General features: G+C 43.0%; 9 protein-coding genes. 7 read left to right on the top strand and 2 right to left on the bottom strand.

Features of this window, described 5'->3' with window-relative positions:
- Positions 1-203 precede the first annotated feature (203 nt).
- The 3 genes from H4W00_RS08815 to H4W00_RS08805 all read left to right on the top strand — a co-directional run bounded on the left by H4W00_RS08815 (position 204) and on the right by H4W00_RS08805 (position 6,140).
- Complete coding sequence (locus H4W00_RS08815; protein WP_334684931.1) at positions 204-1,862, top strand: exonuclease SbcCD subunit D C-terminal domain-containing protein; 1,659 nt, start codon at positions 204-206, stop codon at positions 1,860-1,862.
- A 67-nt stretch (positions 1,863-1,929) separates the two neighbouring features.
- On the top strand, positions 1,930-5,877 hold the full coding sequence (locus H4W00_RS08810) for an AAA family ATPase (RefSeq protein WP_209957335.1): 3,948 nt from the start codon (positions 1,930-1,932) through the stop codon (positions 5,875-5,877).
- A 17-nt stretch (positions 5,878-5,894) separates the two neighbouring features.
- Positions 5,895-6,140 carry a hypothetical protein gene (locus tag H4W00_RS08805; RefSeq protein ID WP_209957333.1) on the top strand — a complete coding sequence of 82 codons (246 nt, stop codon included), beginning with the start codon at positions 5,895-5,897 and terminating at the stop codon, positions 6,138-6,140.
- A 42-nt stretch (positions 6,141-6,182) separates the two neighbouring features.
- Here the strand turns inward: H4W00_RS08805 and H4W00_RS08800 are convergent, their stop codons facing one another.
- Positions 6,183-11,027, bottom strand: coding sequence for an NAD-glutamate dehydrogenase (locus tag H4W00_RS08800; protein ID WP_209957332.1), 4,845 nt, complete (start codon positions 11,025-11,027; stop codon positions 6,183-6,185).
- Between the two features lie 560 nt (positions 11,028-11,587).
- Here H4W00_RS08800 and purD point away from each other — a divergent pair.
- The 4 genes from purD to H4W00_RS08780 all read left to right on the top strand — a co-directional run bounded on the left by purD (position 11,588) and on the right by H4W00_RS08780 (position 16,659).
- Positions 11,588-12,988: a phosphoribosylamine--glycine ligase gene (gene purD / locus H4W00_RS08795; RefSeq protein ID WP_209959108.1), complete on the top strand. Its 1,401-nt coding sequence runs from the start codon at positions 11,588-11,590 to the stop codon at positions 12,986-12,988.
- Between the two features lie 384 nt (positions 12,989-13,372).
- On the top strand, positions 13,373-14,779 hold the full coding sequence (locus H4W00_RS08790; RefSeq protein ID WP_209957330.1) for an ABC1 kinase family protein: 1,407 nt from the start codon (positions 13,373-13,375) through the stop codon (positions 14,777-14,779).
- Between the two features lie 405 nt (positions 14,780-15,184).
- The gene (locus H4W00_RS08785; protein WP_209957328.1) at positions 15,185-15,376 is read left to right on the top strand and encodes a DNA gyrase inhibitor YacG; all 192 of its coding nucleotides are present in this window, start codon (positions 15,185-15,187) and stop codon (positions 15,374-15,376) included.
- 101 nt (positions 15,377-15,477) lie between these two features.
- Positions 15,478-16,659: an aspartate aminotransferase family protein gene (locus H4W00_RS08780; RefSeq protein ID WP_209957326.1), complete on the top strand. Its 1,182-nt coding sequence runs from the start codon at positions 15,478-15,480 to the stop codon at positions 16,657-16,659.
- A 300-nt stretch (positions 16,660-16,959) separates the two neighbouring features.
- Here H4W00_RS08780 and H4W00_RS08775 read toward each other — a convergent pair whose 3' ends face one another.
- Positions 16,960-17,859: a LysR family transcriptional regulator gene (locus tag H4W00_RS08775; protein ID WP_209957324.1), complete on the bottom strand. Its 900-nt coding sequence runs from the start codon at positions 17,857-17,859 to the stop codon at positions 16,960-16,962.
- Positions 17,860-17,867 lie beyond the last annotated feature (8 nt).

Genomic DNA, 17,867 nt, shown 5'->3' with positions numbered 1-17,867 from the left:
TTTAGTAGATCTATTAGAGTGGTTTTTTTATTAAAAAATTAAGTCATAAAAATACATTCTTACTATAAAGTCTTGCCCTGCTGCCGAAATTATTATCAATACTTACTATTAATAATTATTGTCAAAAACCATTGCAACACAGCAAACCCTGCCAATTCTTGCTAGAATAAAAGCCTTCTATTAACCGTAATCATAACCTGCTTATGTCTATATCTGCTGCTGCCATGCCCTTATCTTCCGTCCCTAATGTCAGGCCTTTGAATGTCCTGCATACTTCCGATTGGCATTTGGGCCGTAGGTTGTATGGGCGCATGCGTTACGACGAGTTTGAGGCCTTCTTAAGCTGGCTGCATGATGCGATTATTGCACAGCAGATTGATGTGTTGATCGTCGCAGGCGATATTTTTGATACCATGACCCCAAGTAATAAAGCCCAAGCACTGTATTATGAATTTTTGGGGAAGGTATCAAAAACCTGCTGTCAGCATACCGTTATTGTGGCCGGTAACCATGATTCACCCTCTTTTTTAGATGCGCCCAGTCAAGTTCTGAAGTTTTTAAACGTCCATGTTATCGGAACCGCTTGTGATGACCTAAGCGATGAAGTCTTAGTTTTAAATGACGCAGACCACGTTCCGCATTGTATTATTGCTGCCGTGCCTTATCTGCGTGACCGTGATGTGCGTAATAGCGCGGCTGGCGAGTCTATGGACAGTAAAGACGCTAACGTTATCTCAGGCATACACGCGCATTATGAGGCGGTTGCCACCTTTGCTAAAGCGCATCAACGAGCGCTTGCCGAGACCCACGAACATTATATTCCTGTTATTGCCACAGGGCATCTGTTTGCTGCTGGCGGTAGCACCACTGCTGATGACGGTGTACGCGACTTATATGTCGGTAACTTAGGTAAAATATCAGCTGACATGTTCGATGACTGCTTTGATTATGTCGCGCTTGGGCATTTGCATGTACCACAGCAGGTTGGCGGGCGCGAGCATATTCGCTATTCAGGCTCGCCTATTGCGATGGGCTTTGGCGAGGCGCGCCAACAAAAGCAAGTACTACTAATACAGTTTGGCGCAGTGACCAATAGTTCTAATGAGGAAATTTTAGAAGATAAAAACTTACAATCAAACGCGACTAACAATATAGTGACGTCACAACCTGTTGGTGTAACCGCTTTAATTACTAAGCCAGAAACTGAATATGCAAATAACCGCTTAAAAAATACAGATATAAAAGCCAAGTATATGGATGACTTATTCGGTTTTGATGAGTCAGTAGACGATACTAATAATAACAATACTGACGATAAAAATACTGAGAATGAAATTGCTCAAAATCTTACTAACCCCAATAACCAAGCAAAGCTTCTTGATGAAGATTTAAATTCAACTGTCCTACCCGCCTCTAAGCTATTGCATCATGACAACTTGCGCAATATGCAGGTCTCTTCTCTCCCTATCCCTTGCTTCCAAAAATTAGCGCAAGTTACAGGTGATTTAGAAACTATAGCAACCACTATTCAAGCGCTTATGCAGTCACTTTCGTTATCAGAAACCTTATGGTTAGAGGTTGTTTATACCGGTGCTGATATTATCAGTGATTTGCGTGAACAGGTTAATGCTATGGTAGAAGAGTTACCTTGTGAGATATTGAAAATAAAAAATACTCGAACCTACAATAAAATACTAAACCAAGAGAAGTCCTCAGAAACCCTGCAAGACTTAAATGAGCTAGAAGTATTCGAGCGTTGTTTGAATACTCACGAGGTGACAGACGCGCAAAAGTTGACCCTACGCGACGCTTATGAGCAGATACTTTATAATATTCATCATGATGACAGTCGGGCAGAATAGTAAAACATAACGCTTCGCTTAATTAAAAACTTCAAAATACATTAATCCAAAACTATAAGACCCAATAATGCGACTGACTGAACTGCGACTAAAGAACTTAAACTCTCTCAAGGGTGAATGGCATATTGACTTCACTGACCCCGCCTTTGTCAATGAAGGCATTTTTGCGATTACTGGGCAAACGGGCGCTGGCAAGACCACGATATTGGATGCGATTTGTTTGGCACTGTACAGCCAAACGCCAAGGTTGGGAGAGATTACGGGCTCTTCTAACGAGATGATGACCCAAGGTACGGGTGAGTGTTCAGCAGAAGTCGTCATAGAAATTGGTAACCAGCATTATCGCTGCTCATGGTATCAGCACCGCGCCTATAAAAAAGCCAAAGGTAAACTATCTGGTATAAAGCATGAGATCTGTAATGCAAAAACCGGTGTGGTTTTAGAGGATGCCAAGTCTAAGACCACGCCCTTTATCCAAGAACTGATCGGCATGGACTTTAGCCAATTCACCCGCTCAATTATGTTGGCACAAGGCAGTTTTGCTGCTTTTTTAAAGTCAGATACCGGTGATAGAGCGGCCATTTTAGAAAAAATTACTGGCACGGCAATCTATGCTGAAATATCTAAAAATGTCTTTGAAAAAAAACGTTTTGAGGAAGGTGAGCTGGCTAAACTGCAAGCTGGCGTTGACAGTTTACCGCTATTAAGTAGCCAAAATGAGGCGCAGCTGCTAGTAGATCTCACAGCACATCAAGATATGCAGTCAGTACAGCGGCTAGACTATAAGACCGTAACCGAACAACTGCAATGGTTGGATAAAGTTGCAGACTTAACACAACAGTCAGCGCACTATCAAACGACGGTGACGAATGCGGCGCAAGATGCACAATCATTTATCCCAGAGTTAGCACGTTTGGAGGCAGCCAATAAGGCATTGGAGATTGACAGTCCATTTAGCCAGCTGGTCTACAGCCGTAATACAGCAAAACGCTTGAATGGCGAACATCAAGACTTGCTAGATAACATTCCTGCCCAGCAGGCAGCGCTTGATAAATCCACAATAGACCTACACGCTGCGATTAAGTATGAGGCCCAAGCGGCAGATGAGCTACACGATTCTTTACCTATTATTGCCAAGGTACGTGAATTAGATGCAGATATAAAACAGCAAGCGCATGCTTTAGCGGATGATGATCGGCGTAAAACGTCATTATCGACCAACATCCAGCAATTAAAACAAGAGATAAGCAGTCATCAAGAAAACGAAAAACAAGCTAAAAGCCAACTGACGACAATAGCAAAATATCTCAGCACGCATCATGAGCTTACTGACCTTGATACTGATATTGCCACTTTTAATAGTAGCTGTAGTCGATTAAAAATCTTGCTGCAAAACAATACTAAACTAAGCGATGATAAGCTAATCGACCAAAATACTGCCCGCCAGCTAAAAGATGAACTGACACAATTATATGATAAGCAAGCGAAGGACACATCACATACCACAGAGAAGCGTGGGCAACTTAGTGGTTTGCAACAGCAACAAGCAGACTTACTACAAGATAACTCGCTGAATGAGCTGCGCGACCAGCAAGAGCAAATAGATACGGTTACTAGCCAGCTGGATTCGGTCAGTTTTAAGCTGCAATCACTAAATGAGCTTGCGACCCAAATTAAAAATATAAATTCAGCGCTGCCTACTATCAAGCAAGCACTGATTAGCCTCAAAGGTTTCATTCGTGATGATGAGGGTAGAATTAAAGACATAAAGCTCAAGCGTGAAGAAAAACAGGCGCATCTCAATCTACTACAAAAAGTCGCTAAGCTTGAAGACTATATTGCCGCGTTAGAAGAGGATAAACCTTGCCCATTGTGCGGTGCAACAGAGCACCCTTATGCTCGTAACCATCCATTATTGGATAGCGATGCTCAAGATGAGCACTCTATCACTAAGCAAACTCAACAACAGCTTATTGAGCTGGACGAACTTATTGATGGATTGGAGAAAACGCTAGCGCAACATTGTATCGAGCAGGCAACCAAACAAAATAACCTTGAGCGTGAGCAACAGCAACTCACATCTTTGACCAATCAAGCTAAAGCGCTTTGCCATGATATTCAAACCCACATGAAGACAGTATTGGATTCGAATAATTATTATTGCGCTTCAATCAGTACTATTATCAAGCCATTTAAACAAATTAGTGCCGATATCAATACCTTTATAGATACCCTCGATCAGCAGATTAATTTGAACGAAGGTACTATAAACATCGAAATCATTACTAATGCTCTGTCTTTAATAAGCGCTGGCAAGCAAAATCTCACTCAAGAAAAAGCGACTCGTAAAGTTAAGCTGACTCAATACGACACGTTTAATCAGACTATTACTGAAATAAATAAAGCACTTGAAGCTAATGAGCGTCAGCAACGGACACTTTCTGACGAAATCAGTAACTTGTCGACTGATATAAAGCTGAATACTCAAAAGGTAGAAGGCACAGAGAGTACGTTGGCTGCTAATTTCTCTGAACTAGCAGAAGTGATCGCCGCAGTGGTCTCTGTAGTACATAAATATCCAATCAGTAAATATGAGGATGATTCAAACACTGCGCACACCGACAGTACGACCAAGCAGTCGTTAGAATTATTAGTACATAGCATCGATGATCAAGCTGTGCTTAATGAAATCGATTGTAATAATCATATAGACGGACTCCGGCAACAGCGTAGCGCCTTACTGCAATTAAAGCAGAATTTTATTGCCCAAAAAGACAATCAACAAACGTTGCAAACCACCCTCAACGGCTTAAGTGCCCAAATTACTACCAAACAAGCGCAGTTAGACGGTATAGCAGTTGATTTTCAACACCTCGTTACTGTTGTTACAGATAAAAAGGCTGCGGTTGAGCAACTGCGGCAAAGCAGAATCGCACAGTTTGCTGACAAAAACTCAGATGACGAAGAAAACCGATTGCGTGCGCTACTTGATAAGACAAAAACTGTACGAGCAACCATGCAAAGACAGCAAGATAATGCCAAGCAAACGCTTGAGCAACGACAAGACCGTGTGCAACAGTTAGCCAATCAGCTTGATGCTACTAGCGATACGCTTGAGGCGCAGGAAAATACTTTTACAACTCTATTGGCACAATCACAGTTCACCACTGAAGCTGATTTTGAAAGCGCCCGTCTACCAAAAGAGTCGCGCGATGGCTTAAAACAACGCCAAACTGCCATTGACTATGCACTTAATCAAGCTAAGACCCAGCTAAACAGTGTTCAACACTCATTAAACGAGCAGCTTGCCAATCCACTAACCAGCGAGCAGAGAGAAACGCTTGCCAGCAAACATCTGCAATTACAAACCGATATAGAGACGCGCCTTGGTGAGACCGGTGCTATTGAGCAACAGCTAAGAGCCAATGAGCAGCAAAAAGGGGCGCAAGCATCGCAGCATATCGCTATCAATGCCCAAAAAGAAAACATGCAAGTTTGGCAACAGCTATACGATTTGATTGGTTCTGCGGACGGCAAAAAGTATCGAACTTTTGCACAAGGCCTAACTTTTCAAGTCATGATCAGTCATGCCAATACCCAATTACAAAAGATGAGCGACCGCTACTTACTGATTCATGATGACAACAATCCGCTGGAGCTTAATGTCATCGACAACTATCAAGGTGGCGATGTTCGTAGTACCAAGAACCTCTCCGGTGGCGAAGGTTTTATTATTAGTCTTGCATTAGCACTTGGGCTATCACAAATGGCCAGTCAAAATATTCGTGTCGATTCGCTATTTTTGGATGAAGGTTTTGGTACTTTAGATGAAGAGTCACTGGATATTGCCCTCGATACCCTCACCAGCTTACAACAAGAAGGCAAACTTATTGGTATCATCTCTCACGTACAAGCGCTAAAAGAGCGCATTTTGACCCAAATTCAGGTGACAAAAATATCTGGTGGTTTTAGTGAAATCACTGGTCAAGGCTGCTATAAAATTACAAGTTATTAAGTACTACTGCGACTTGTATGACTGAGGATATCAAAGACGACGCTGTTAGTGCCCAAGTTATTGATACTACTGGCAAACTGCGCTTGTCCTCTACGGCGCCTATTGTAAAGCTGCTATATCATCATTCTTATGCCTACCAGCAGGCTGGCAAGTTCGGCTTTATTAATGGTCAAGGTACGATAGCATTAAAGCCACAGTTTGCTAGTTATTGCGATTTAGCAGACAATTTAGTAGGCCATAAAAAACCACTCTTAATGATTTAAGAGTGGTTTTTATTTATAGAAAGTTACCGGTCTATCTGACTATTATTTAGTCACTAAGCCACTTAACTCGCTCATCAGTACTGACAACGTTGATAGGCTGATAACGCTGTCGTCATTGTTGTCGAGCTTTTGCATTTCAGCAGTGACGGACTCAATCTGACTGTTGTGACGCGACTTCCACTCAGTAAATGCTTGCTTAGTATTTTCTTGTGATAGTACCCCATCCATCAATAAGCGCAAGCTACGCGATACCTCATTGAACAGCGCATGGCGGGCGCGGCGATCCCAGTAGTCTTGCTGCGGTAAGTTGGCGATGTTGTCCACCATCCAATCGAGTTGCAAGATTTGATAGGCTTCAAAGTATAATTCGGCAATGGCATCAACAGGACGCTCATACTGCTCAGCAAGTCGCGCTGCATCTAGCGCATCGACATGATAAGGGAGCATGGCAAACAATATGGCTTCGCTCTCTGATAAACCGTCTTGAATTAAGCTGGCGGTATCATCTTGTAGGTATTGTGCGAATTGCTGCTCAATAAATCCGCCATTTTTAGTCAACTGCTCAACACTGTCTGTAAAGCGACCGATGAGATCTTTCACTTGTAAGTCTTGGCCAAAGGCATTGATGAACCAGACCACACCACGCTCAAGCGCATCCCGCAAGCGTATTTCAAGCTCTAGTAAGCGCGTGGCATCGACCTTGTTATCAAGAGACTCAAGCAACTCCCACACCGCTGAGACTTCAAACACCTCACGGGTAATGGCATAAGCACGAATGATGATAGCTAGCGTCTGACCCGTTTCTTCATAGAGACGGAACAGTGCCTCGATACCTAAGCGGTTAACCACACTATTGGTTAGATAGGTACTGATGATTTCGCGGTGCAAACGATGCTCAGTCATTTCATCAAAGAAACGCTCAACCAACTCATTGGGGAAATATTTACGCAGCTCGTTGATAAAGTACGGGGCATCCGGTAAGTCAGATAACAACAAGTTGTCATAAACCCACATTTTGCCATAGGCCATGACCACTGCTAGCTCAGGATTGGTCAAGCCAGTTCCTGCTTTTTGACGTTTGGCAATCTCTTCATCTGATGGCAAATACTCAATGGCGCGATCAAGGCGCTGCTCAGACTCTAACATTTGAATAAAGCGCTGATGATCACTTAAGTTTGCTGCAGCACGAATATGACTGAGTTCAATGGCTTGTGGTTGCAGATAGTTTTGGCGCAATACCAGCTCAGCGACGGTGTCAGTCATACTTTCTAACAGCTCATTACGCTGCTTTAAAGTCATATCACCCTGCTCAACTACTTTGCCAAGTAAGATTTTGATATTGACCTCATGATCTGAGCAGTTGACGCCGCCCGAGTTATCGATAGCATCAGTATAGATGCGCCCGCCCGTTTGTGCATATTCAATGCGCCCTTGTTGGGTAAGGCCTAAGTTACCGCCTTCACCGACTACTGCCGTACGTAACTCACTACCATCAACGCGCACGGCATCGTTGGCACGATCACCAACATCAGCATGAGTCTCGTTAGCACTTTTTACATAAGTACCGATACCACCATTCCAGAGTAGATCAACGGGTGCACGTAGCAAGGCGCTAATAAAGGCATTAGGCGCTAAGCTGTCTTCGCTGATAGCAAAAATCTCTTTCATCTCAGGGCTGATAGCAATGGCTTTATCTTGCCGCGAAAATACCCCGCCACCTTGGCTAATAAGCGATTTTTCGTAATCGTCCCACGTTGAGCGTGGTAAATTAAATAAACGCTCGCGCTCGGCATAAGAATCCGCAGTATTAGGATTAGGGTCGATGAATATATGTAAGTGGTTAAAGGCCGCGACCAGTTTAGTATGGGTTGAGCGCAGCATACCGTTACCGAAGACGTCACCGCTCATATCACCAATACCAATGACGGTGAAATCATCACGTGCTTGGATGTCCATGCCGCGCATGCGGAAGTGGCGTTTGACCGACTCCCAGCCACCACGCGCAGTAATGCCCATAGCTTTATGGTCATAACCGACTGAACCCCCTGAGGCAAAGGCGTCATCAAGCCAGAAATTATATTCAGCAGATAAGGCGTTGGCAATATCAGAAAAGCTTGCTGTACCCTTATCTGCAGCAACCACTAAATAAGGGTCGTCTTCATCATGACGTACGGTATTGGCTGGCGGGACAATATTACCATCGACGATATTGTCAGTGATGTCTAGCATGCCGCGCAGGAAGGCTTGATAACAAGCGATACCTTCAGCTTGGAAGGCGTCACGGCCATCTGCCATGGTCTTGGTTTTAACAATAAAACCACCTTTTGAACCAACGGGCACGATCACTGCGTTTTTGACCATCTGTGCTTTGACCAATCCGAGTACTTCAGTACGAAAATCTTCCATGCGGTCTGACCAGCGCAGGCCACCACGAGCTGCTTTACCGCCGCGCATGTGCACAGCTTCAACTCGTGGTGAATAAACAAATATTTCAAACATTAACTTTGGTTTTGGCAAATTAGGAATATCTTCGGCTAAAAACTTAAATGACAGTCGATCTTTACGTTGACCATTGTTATCTGTTTGATAAAAGTTTGTTCGTACCATCGCATTAATTAAGTCCAGGTACCAACGCAAGATACGGTCTTCATCCAAACTATCAACACCTGCCAGTGCGCTGGCAATTTGTTCTCTAACTTGATTCGTTTTCTCTAAACGTTCCTGGCTATCAGGGGCGCTATGTTTAGGATTCATACGCGCATCGAATAAATCGGCTAGTAGCATACTGATGGCGCTATTTTTGACCACTGTTTGTTGAATATATACGCTAGAGAATGGCGCACGAGCTTGGCCCATATAGCGTGACAGTGCACGTAGTACCACCACTTCATAAGTATCAAGCTTGGTGGTTAATATCAGCTCGTTAAAGGTATCGCTTTCAATATTACCTGCCCATATTTGCTTGAGACTGTCTTCAAATTGACCGCGCACCACTTGCATGTTGATCGTATCTACGTGCTCTAACGTCAGCTCATATTCTTGCATCCAGATAGCCTGTTCAGGCAAATCAAACTCATAAGTTTGCGCTGAAACCACTGAAACGCCAAAGTTTTCTAATACTGGCAACACCTTAGATAATATAACGGGCTGCTGGCGACCGTATAGTTTGAGGTGCAACTGGTTACTGACATCACCTGTAGATTGATACAAGTGCCAAAATATAGGTTGCTCGTCGGTCAAATTCGCCAATCGCTTGGTGTCTTCAACGGCTGTTCGCGCATCAAAACGTTCTTGATAAGCGGCGGGAATATAACTTAGGAATCTGCGCGTTAGAGCATTGGCTTGCTGCTCGCCAACATCGTCCAACAGCATTTTTTGATAGTTGTCCCCCCATGACTGCATCAATGCTGACAGCTCAGACTCAAGAGTATTGTTATCGACATCATTGACATGACCGGGTTCTGTCCGCACGTGCACATGGACGCGGGCGTGATCGGACTCATTGAACTCGGTAGTAAAGCCAGATGACATGCCGCCATAAGCCTCTTTTAGCACGTTTTGTACTTTAATACGCAGCTCGGTATTGAACTTATCGCGCGGAATATAAACCAAGCAGGAGACAAAGCGATGATAGTGATCAATGCGGCTAAATAGGCGCAAGCTCTTCTTGTCTTGTAACTGAGTAATACCAGAGACGATAGGATATAGCTCTTCGACGCTGGCCTGAAATAAGTCGTCACGCGGCAAAGTATTAATCACATGCATCATTTTATGGTGGGCATAACCATCGCGCGGTAGATCTGCCATCATCATTATCTTATTGGCTTTTTCACGCAATAGCGGGATTTGTTGCACGCTAAGTTGATAAGCTTGTGACGTGAATAATCCAATAAAACGATATTCACCGACCAGCTTACCATTATCATCAAATTTGTGAATGCCCAAAAAATCCATATATACCGGACGATGAACCGGTGATACCCGGCTTGATTTAGACAGCATTAATACGCGTGGTTCGGTTAATAGCTTTTTAAGGTTACCAGGTAACTCGTTAAAACTCTTCGAAAGCGTATCTTCGTTAACGCCTCGCAGTAAGCCAAGCCCGCTATTACCAATTGAAAACAAGTCTAAATCAGTGTTTTTATTTGCATCGTTGTCGATACCATTATCCTCTAGACGGTATTCTCGATACCCTAAAAAGATAAAGTTTTCATCGGTTACCCAGTCCAAAAAGTCTTGAATCTCTTGCCGTGAATAGAAAACTTCGGGTAGTGGCTTTTCTAATAATTCAGCTTTTATTTCAGTGAGGCGTACTTGCATCTGTTCCCAATCACCGACCACTGTATCAAGTGTATCAACCTTGTCTAATAGCAACTGCTGTAGTACCGCCAACTGATCATTATCTTGGTAAGCGATTTCGCATTGAATCAAGGACAAGTGCGAGGTGGCACTCTCGTGCGCGCTTTCGATAGTAGTGATGTTATCTTCATCATCGCGCTGAACGCTGACGATGATGTTATAAGTACGATGCACATCAATACCTTGTGTTTCAAGGGTCATTAATAGTGTGTCTACTAGAAAAGGACGATCATACGCCACCATTTGAATGACCGTATGTGAGCTATGAAAATGCTGCTCCTCGGCGACTGGATTTAGAATAGCCACCTGCGGTTTGCTGCCGTCATAAGATCTTAGTAGCGTAAAGTGATGTAGCGCCATCCCTGCTAAATCCGCGTCACTAACTGCATCTGCTGTCCCTTGGTGCAGAGGCTGATAGTAGCTATGAATAAAATGATCAAGCAGCGATTTATCCTTTTGTACATAGCTGGTGGCAATATCGCTGATTTGGCTAATGCGCTCTTCTGTGATACTTAGGGAGTGTGACATGGCGTTTGTGGTCCTTTTTTATAAGTTTAATTCTTATGAATATGTTTAAGAGTTACGGTTATTTATCATTTTTTGTATTAGCAGTCATTTTTATATTAGTAGTCATATAGATACAAACTCATCACTAACTTTAATTAGTAATGAGTTTGTATACACCTAATAACGGATTCTTCTGTGTTTTATCTTTTTTGTGCTGACAAGCGATTGACTGTCGTTATACTTCTCGTCTGCTAAAGTGTAACGCACCTGCTCGCCCAGCAACAGCATAATCATTTTATGAATTAATATTAGAGCGATAACCTTTACTAATGGAACAGCTATTTTCATTAACAGCTAACTAATTACCATCGATTAGGTACCAACTAGCTATTTAGCTTGTCTACAATAAGTAGTTTAACTTGATACTGAACCTCTCGAGTTATGGTTATGGTTGCCTTTTGATTGCTGGCAGGTGGATACTCATGGCAATCGGTGCAACTTTTTTGCTAGAATACGGCATTATGTGTAACAGTACTTTATTGACTCGCTATTAACGATTAATGCTAAGGGCAAGATGTATGATGAATATTTTGGTGATTGGTTCAGGTGGTCGCGAACACGCATTAGCGTGGCAATGTGCAAAAGATGACAAGGTGCAACACATCTATGTCGCTCCAGGCAATGCAGGCACTGCCCTTGAGCCTAAGTGCCAAAACGTCATTTTAGACAATGTATCTGGTGCTAGCGAACATAGTGCAGTCATAGAATTTTGCCAAAGTAATGCTATCGATATAGTCATTGTTGGCCCTGAAGCGCCACTGGTTACGGGTATCATTGATGCTTGCCGCGAAGCTGGTATTCAAGCTTGGGGACCAACGGCATATTGCGCGCAGTTAGAAGGTTCAAAAACGTTTGCCAAAGAATTTATGGCGCAAAATAAAATTCCTACTGCTGCTTATCAGGGTTTTACTGAAGTCAGTAATGCCAAAGCTTATGTTGATAAGCAAGGGGCACCAATCGTTATTAAAGCCGACGGACTTGCAGCGGGTAAAGGCGTTATCGTTGCCGAAACTATTGAACAAGCACATGCTGCCATTGATGACATGTTGGCTGACAATAAATTTGGCGATGCCGGTAGCCGTGTGGTCATCGAGCAATTTTTGCGTGGTGAGGAAGCCAGCTTTATTTGTATGGTTGATGGTGAGAATATACTACCAATGGCCACCAGCCAAGATCATAAGCGGGCTTTTGAGGGTGATACTGGCCCAAATACGGGTGGCATGGGCGCATACTCCCCTGCTCCAGTGGTTACCACAGCGGTTCATGATAAGGTGATGGCACAAGTCATTCAGCCGGTCGTCGATGCTATGAAAGCAGCAGGTCACCCCTATACTGGATTTTTATATGCTGGATTGATGATTGATAACAATGGTAATCCATCGGTAATTGAATTTAATTGTCGTTTTGGAGACCCTGAAACCCAGCCGATTCTAATGCGTTTGCAATCTTCCATGGTGGATTTGGTTGTTCAAGGATTAGCGGGCAAATTACCTAGTGAAGCCAATTGGGACTCGCGTCCTGCATTGGGTATTGTAATAGCATCGAAGGGCTATCCTGAAACATCTTCTAAAGGTGACGTTATTGCTGGATTACCAGAAATTCATGCGAAAGACAGCAATCATGGTCGTTCTAGCAATATCACTGACACTGACGATAACAGCCTAGCAGCCGTAAAGGTTTTTCATGCAGGAACTACTTTTGCCCATGGCAAACAGTCAGACAATGTCGATGCCGATGTGGTGGTAGGTAATGACAAAGAAATCGTTACTGATGGCGGCCGCGTATTGTGTGTCACTGCGATGGCAGATAGCATATCAGAGGCGCTACAAACCGCATTAGTCGTAACTGGAGCAATTAGTTTTGACGGTGCACAGTATCGTCGCGACATTGGTCATCATGCTATTACCCGCGAGAGTATTTAATCATTAAGCTGTTTTTGATTATTAACCGTTCATCTACAATAATATTTATAAAATTAGTCCCGAGTTCACGGCTAAAATACTATTGGTATGATTGACGCCGTAGCTACTTTATTGTGAGATTACTATACATTGTAGAACTCGACCTAGTGTTATACTAAGTCGAGTTTTTTGCTATCTCATCAATTGTGTTATGATTTACTCTAATCTGAATGGTAAAATTTAAGCTTACAAAGCAGCTATTATAAGCCGCCTAAGGCCAATCAATTAATATCACTGTGTATGATACAATTTCCTACACGAACATCACATCTTCTTTGTATTGCTGGCTTGTATTGCTGGTCTGCAACCCGCAAATCAATAACAACTCAATGAATGATTATATTTATGGCAAATGAATCGTCTAAACCTTCTAATAATAAACAGTCAATTGACAACCTAAAAACATCAGGGTTTGAACGTCGATTGTCGATTGCCAAAACTTCGTTAAATATCGGACGTCGCTGGGCAGGTAATAGTGTGTCTGGCATGTTTTTGGACAAAAAAACCCGCACCGCGCGCAATCAAGTGTTTATGGAAGCGCAGGCAAATTATGTAGCAGAAGAGCTTGGTAAGCTCAAGGGTTCAGTAGTCAAGATCGGCCAGATGTTGTCTCTATATGGCGAGCACGTATTGCCGCCCGAAATCACTCGCGCGTTGCAAACCCTTAATAATGATACTGCGACTTTGACATGGCCAAGGATAGAACAGACTTTACAGCGTATTTTAGGTGATAAGCTAAATGAGCTAGAGATTGATCCTGTTCCCATTGGTACCGCCTCCCTTGCACAAGTTCATCGTGCAACGGTGATTGCAACTGGTGAGCAAGTGGTCTTGAAAGTCCAGTATCCAGGGGTGGCAGATGCTATTGATTCAGATCTGGCATTGTTTAAACGTTTACTAAAAGTAAGTAACATCGTTCCGCAGACTCGTTCACTTGATACCTGGTTTGAGGAAATACGCGACCTACTCCATAACGAGGTCGATTATAAGGTAGAAGCTGCGACCACAGAACGCTTCTATGATCGTCTACTTGATGACTCACGCTATATTGTACCAAAAATTAATCGTACCTATTCGAGTAAGCGTCTGCTGTGTATGTCTTATGAGCCAGGCGTTTCCGTGGTTTCCGAAGCGCTAAGTTCGTTACCTCATGAGCGCCGTAACGCTATTGGTCAAGCTGCTATCGAAATTATGATGCAAGAAATTTTTGTATGGGGCGAGATGCAAACCGATCCAAACTTCGGTAATTATCTGGTGCGTATTAGTGATGACGATGACTATAGTAATGGCGAAATAGATAAGTTGATATTATTAGATTTCGGTGCTATTCGTCAGTTTGATAATACCCTACTGACTATCGCGCATGGTCTATTACGAGCAGGCTACTATCATGATCGTAAAGCGATGACGATAGCGATGACCGGTTATGACTTCTTTGATAGTATGAATGATAAGGTCTGTAATGATGTGGCGTCGTTATTTCTACTTGCCACTGAACCTTTTAGCAACCCTGAGACCAACCCTGCTATTCCTATTAATTGTCTAGACGATCAACAACGTTATATTTGGGCAGGTAGCAAGCTACATTCACGGCTCTCAGCGACTGCGTCCCGCGCTATGCAATCGTTTGAATTCAACCTGCCTCCCAAAGAGTTCATGTTTATAAGTCGCAAATTCATTGGCGCCTACACTTTTTTAACAGTAATTGACGCTCACACTGACTCTAATACTCTAGTAAAACCTTTTTTATAGCATGAAAGATACCCCGATATTCGGAACCGTCTCTTTTTGAGGCGGTTTTCTAATTAATAATTTTTATTTACTTAGGCTATTTTATGTTATTATTTTTATCCCTCTACCTGCTAATGTCTTCCGCATTTATTTTTGCTTAGGCTATTTGTAGATTCTAATGTTGCCCACTGGGATGATCCTGCGCAGAGAATTATGGCGTGGCATATTTCGATGTTGCTAGCCAGTTATGGCCTCAGCCATAAGATGAAAATGAGCGTTCTAAAGTGGCCACCCAAGCATATATTTATATTCTACTCATATTTGTCTTTTAATAACTGCGTGCTATTATAAAGGCTCTTATTCGCTGATAACGCTTTCTCTAATAACCCTTTTTTTAAGAACTATGAGGATATTCTCCCTTCTATTATGACGCAACCAGCCCCCAATCCCCTACCCAAAACCTATCCTTGCCCACGCTGCGGTACAAAAACAGCCTGGCAAAACAATAAATCTAAGCCTTTTTGTACTGAACGCTGTAAGCTTATTGACTTAGGCGCCTGGGCAAACGAAGATTATACCCTACCTGCTGATACCACCCCCTTTTCCGACGAGCTATAACGGTTATTAAAACAGCATCATCGAAAGCCGCGCGCTTAGCCCTGTTTGCTATTGTTATTATTGTATGACTTACTTCATTTTACTATTTAAAGGATGTCACTATGTCAGCTACCTATCTGATGCCTACCTATAATCGTCAGCCAATCGGCTTTACCCGTGGTGCGGGCAGTTGGCTTTATACTCAGAACGGAACACCCTATTTAGATGCACTCACGGGTATTGCAGTATGCGGGTTGGGACATTGCCATCCTGAAGTTACGGATGCTATTCAGCAACAGGCGGCCACTCTGGTGCATACCAGTAATTTATTCGGTATCGACTGGCAAGAGCGCGCTGGTAAAGCCTTGTGTAGCGCGGCGCAAATGGACAGCGTGTTCTTCGCCAATAGTGGTGCTGAAGCCAATGAAGCGGCTTTGAAAATGGCACGCCTATATGCCTATCAGCAAGGTTTTAAACGTCCCAAAGTACTTGTGATGGAGCAGTCTTTCCATGGTCGTACCCTATTATCATTATCAGCGACTGCCAATCCCAAAGCACGTGAGGGCTTTTTCACTTTAGACGATGATTTTGTTCGTGTACCTTTTGGTGATATCGAAGCGGTCAAACAAGCTGCTAGGGACCACAGTGATATCTGTGCATTATTTGTAGAGCCCATTCAAGGTGAAGGGGGTCTCAATACCGCTACCAATGGTTTTGCCTATCTTGAACAGTTACAAGCTGAATGTGATGCTCATAATTGGTTATTTGTGCTTGATGAGGTGCAGACCGGTAATGGACGGACAGGCAAGTATTTTGCTTATCAGCATAGTAATGCTCGGCCTGATGTACTAACCACGGCAAAAGGTCTTGGCAATGGTTTCCCAGTCGGTGCCTGCATGGTGCGAGGACGGGCTAATGGCTTGTTTGGCGCTGGTAGCCATGGTTCTACCTATGGTGGTACACCGCTAGCAAGCCGTGTAATTCATAGTGTCTATGACGTACTAACAAACAGTACTATTATGGATAATGCGGTATCTGAAGGACAGTTTATCCGTGATAGTATGACCGATGCACTAGAGCAACATGATGTTAGTACTCGCGGTGCTGGGATGATGATTGGTATTGTGCTACCTGAAACCATGGACTGCAGCCAGCTGGTTGATCATGCCCGTGATGAGCAAAAGCTGATTATCAATATCACTGGTGGTCATGTCATTCGTCTGCTACCACCACTAAACATGAATCGTGATGAAAGTGAGCAAGTAGTCGAGCGTTTACTAAATTTATTAAAGCCACTCTTTTAAATAAGTTTTTGAAGTGATGAGTGCTGTAGTTAAAATACCTTAAAAACGCTATAGTACTGCTGATATAAGCATTTTGTAGCCTCTGTCTGCGTAGGCACAGCAAGCAAGAAGCACTTATGCCAACAGTACATTATGTATTGATATTATTTTTCATTGACTATACGGCAATCATCAAAGCTAGTAGTCACTAAAAGTTAGTCCAAAAAAAGCCCCTAAATAAAATTTATCTAGGGGCTTTTTTTGGCTGTTTTTTTTACTATTAATTATTAATATAACTCTTGAATTAAGCGGTATCTATTATTAGCTAGCATGAAAATATTTTTTCAATACTTCTAAGCAGCGAGTAATTTTTGCTGGCTGTTGCTCACGGTTCAAAGTGACCGCGTATAACACAAAGCTAGGCAGCTGAAAGCCAGTCAACACTTCAACTAGTTCACCACTTTCTAATTCTTTTTTGACATCCATTTCCATCATTCTAACCAAACCATGACCTTCTTTAGCCAGGGTGGTTGCCATAAAGACATTATTGGTATGAATACGTGAGGTCATTTTTGTCCGTGTTTTTTTGCCTGTTTCTGTCTGGGTCATGTCCACCTGATTGGCATCTTTCATGATATCAATACAAATCAGGTGATGGTCAACTAAATCTTTCGGGCTTTCTATTTTTTCGCTGTGACGTAAATATTGCGGTGAGGCAACGAGCACTTGACGTACATCGGTCAGCGGATGACTGCTTAACGACGAATCATTGATATTTGGGCTCATACGAATCGCAATATCGATGCGTTCATCAATCATATCAATATAATGATTGTCTGCCAAATAATTAATACTCAAGTCATCATGAGCCGCCATCCAAGTGGATAAGGCGGGTAAAATATGGTTAACTCCTAGCTCAGGCGTAGTAGCAATACGCAAGCTACCAGCTAGCTCATCACGCAGCTGGTTAACTTTAATTCTGCCTTGCTCAGCCGCACTCACAACGTCTTTTGCTGCTTCATAAAAGCTAGCACCAGCTTCTGTTAAGCTCAACTTACGAGTTGAACGATGTAACAACACCACCCCTAGCTCATTTTCTAATGCTCGAATTTGTTGACTAACGGCACTGGTTGTGATGCCAAGCTCGCGCGCTGAGCCACTAAAAGAACCGTGTCCGACCACACTGGCGAACACCGCCATACCGCGTAAATTATCTATCATACTCTCAC

Source organism: Psychrobacter sp. PL19 (genome assembly GCF_017875835.1).
Lineage (GTDB): Bacteria > Pseudomonadota > Gammaproteobacteria > Pseudomonadales > Moraxellaceae > Psychrobacter.
Note: the sequence above shows the minus strand (reverse complement) of the source record. Positions and strands in the feature narration are given on the sequence as shown.

Excerpts from the sequence above, each read along its gene's own strand:
- H4W00_RS08810 (WP_209957335.1), top strand. The coding sequence starts at position 1,930 with ATGCGACTGACTGAACTGCGACTAAAGAACTTAAACTCTCTCAAGGGT.
- H4W00_RS08800 (WP_209957332.1), bottom strand. The coding sequence starts at position 11,027 with ATGTCACACTCCCTAAGTATCACAGAAGAGCGCATTAGCCAAATCAGC.
- H4W00_RS08790 (WP_209957330.1), top strand. The coding sequence starts at position 13,373 with ATGGCAAATGAATCGTCTAAACCTTCTAATAATAAACAGTCAATTGAC.
- purD (WP_209959108.1), top strand. The coding sequence starts at position 11,588 with ATGAATATTTTGGTGATTGGTTCAGGTGGTCGCGAACACGCATTAGCG.
- H4W00_RS08775 (WP_209957324.1), bottom strand. The coding sequence starts at position 17,859 with ATGATAGATAATTTACGCGGTATGGCGGTGTTCGCCAGTGTGGTCGGA.
- H4W00_RS08805 (WP_209957333.1), top strand. The coding sequence starts at position 5,895 with ATGACTGAGGATATCAAAGACGACGCTGTTAGTGCCCAAGTTATTGAT.
- H4W00_RS08785 (WP_209957328.1), top strand. The coding sequence starts at position 15,185 with ATGACGCAACCAGCCCCCAATCCCCTACCCAAAACCTATCCTTGCCCA.
- H4W00_RS08780 (WP_209957326.1), top strand. The coding sequence starts at position 15,478 with ATGTCAGCTACCTATCTGATGCCTACCTATAATCGTCAGCCAATCGGC.
- H4W00_RS08815 (WP_334684931.1), top strand. The coding sequence starts at position 204 with ATGTCTATATCTGCTGCTGCCATGCCCTTATCTTCCGTCCCTAATGTC.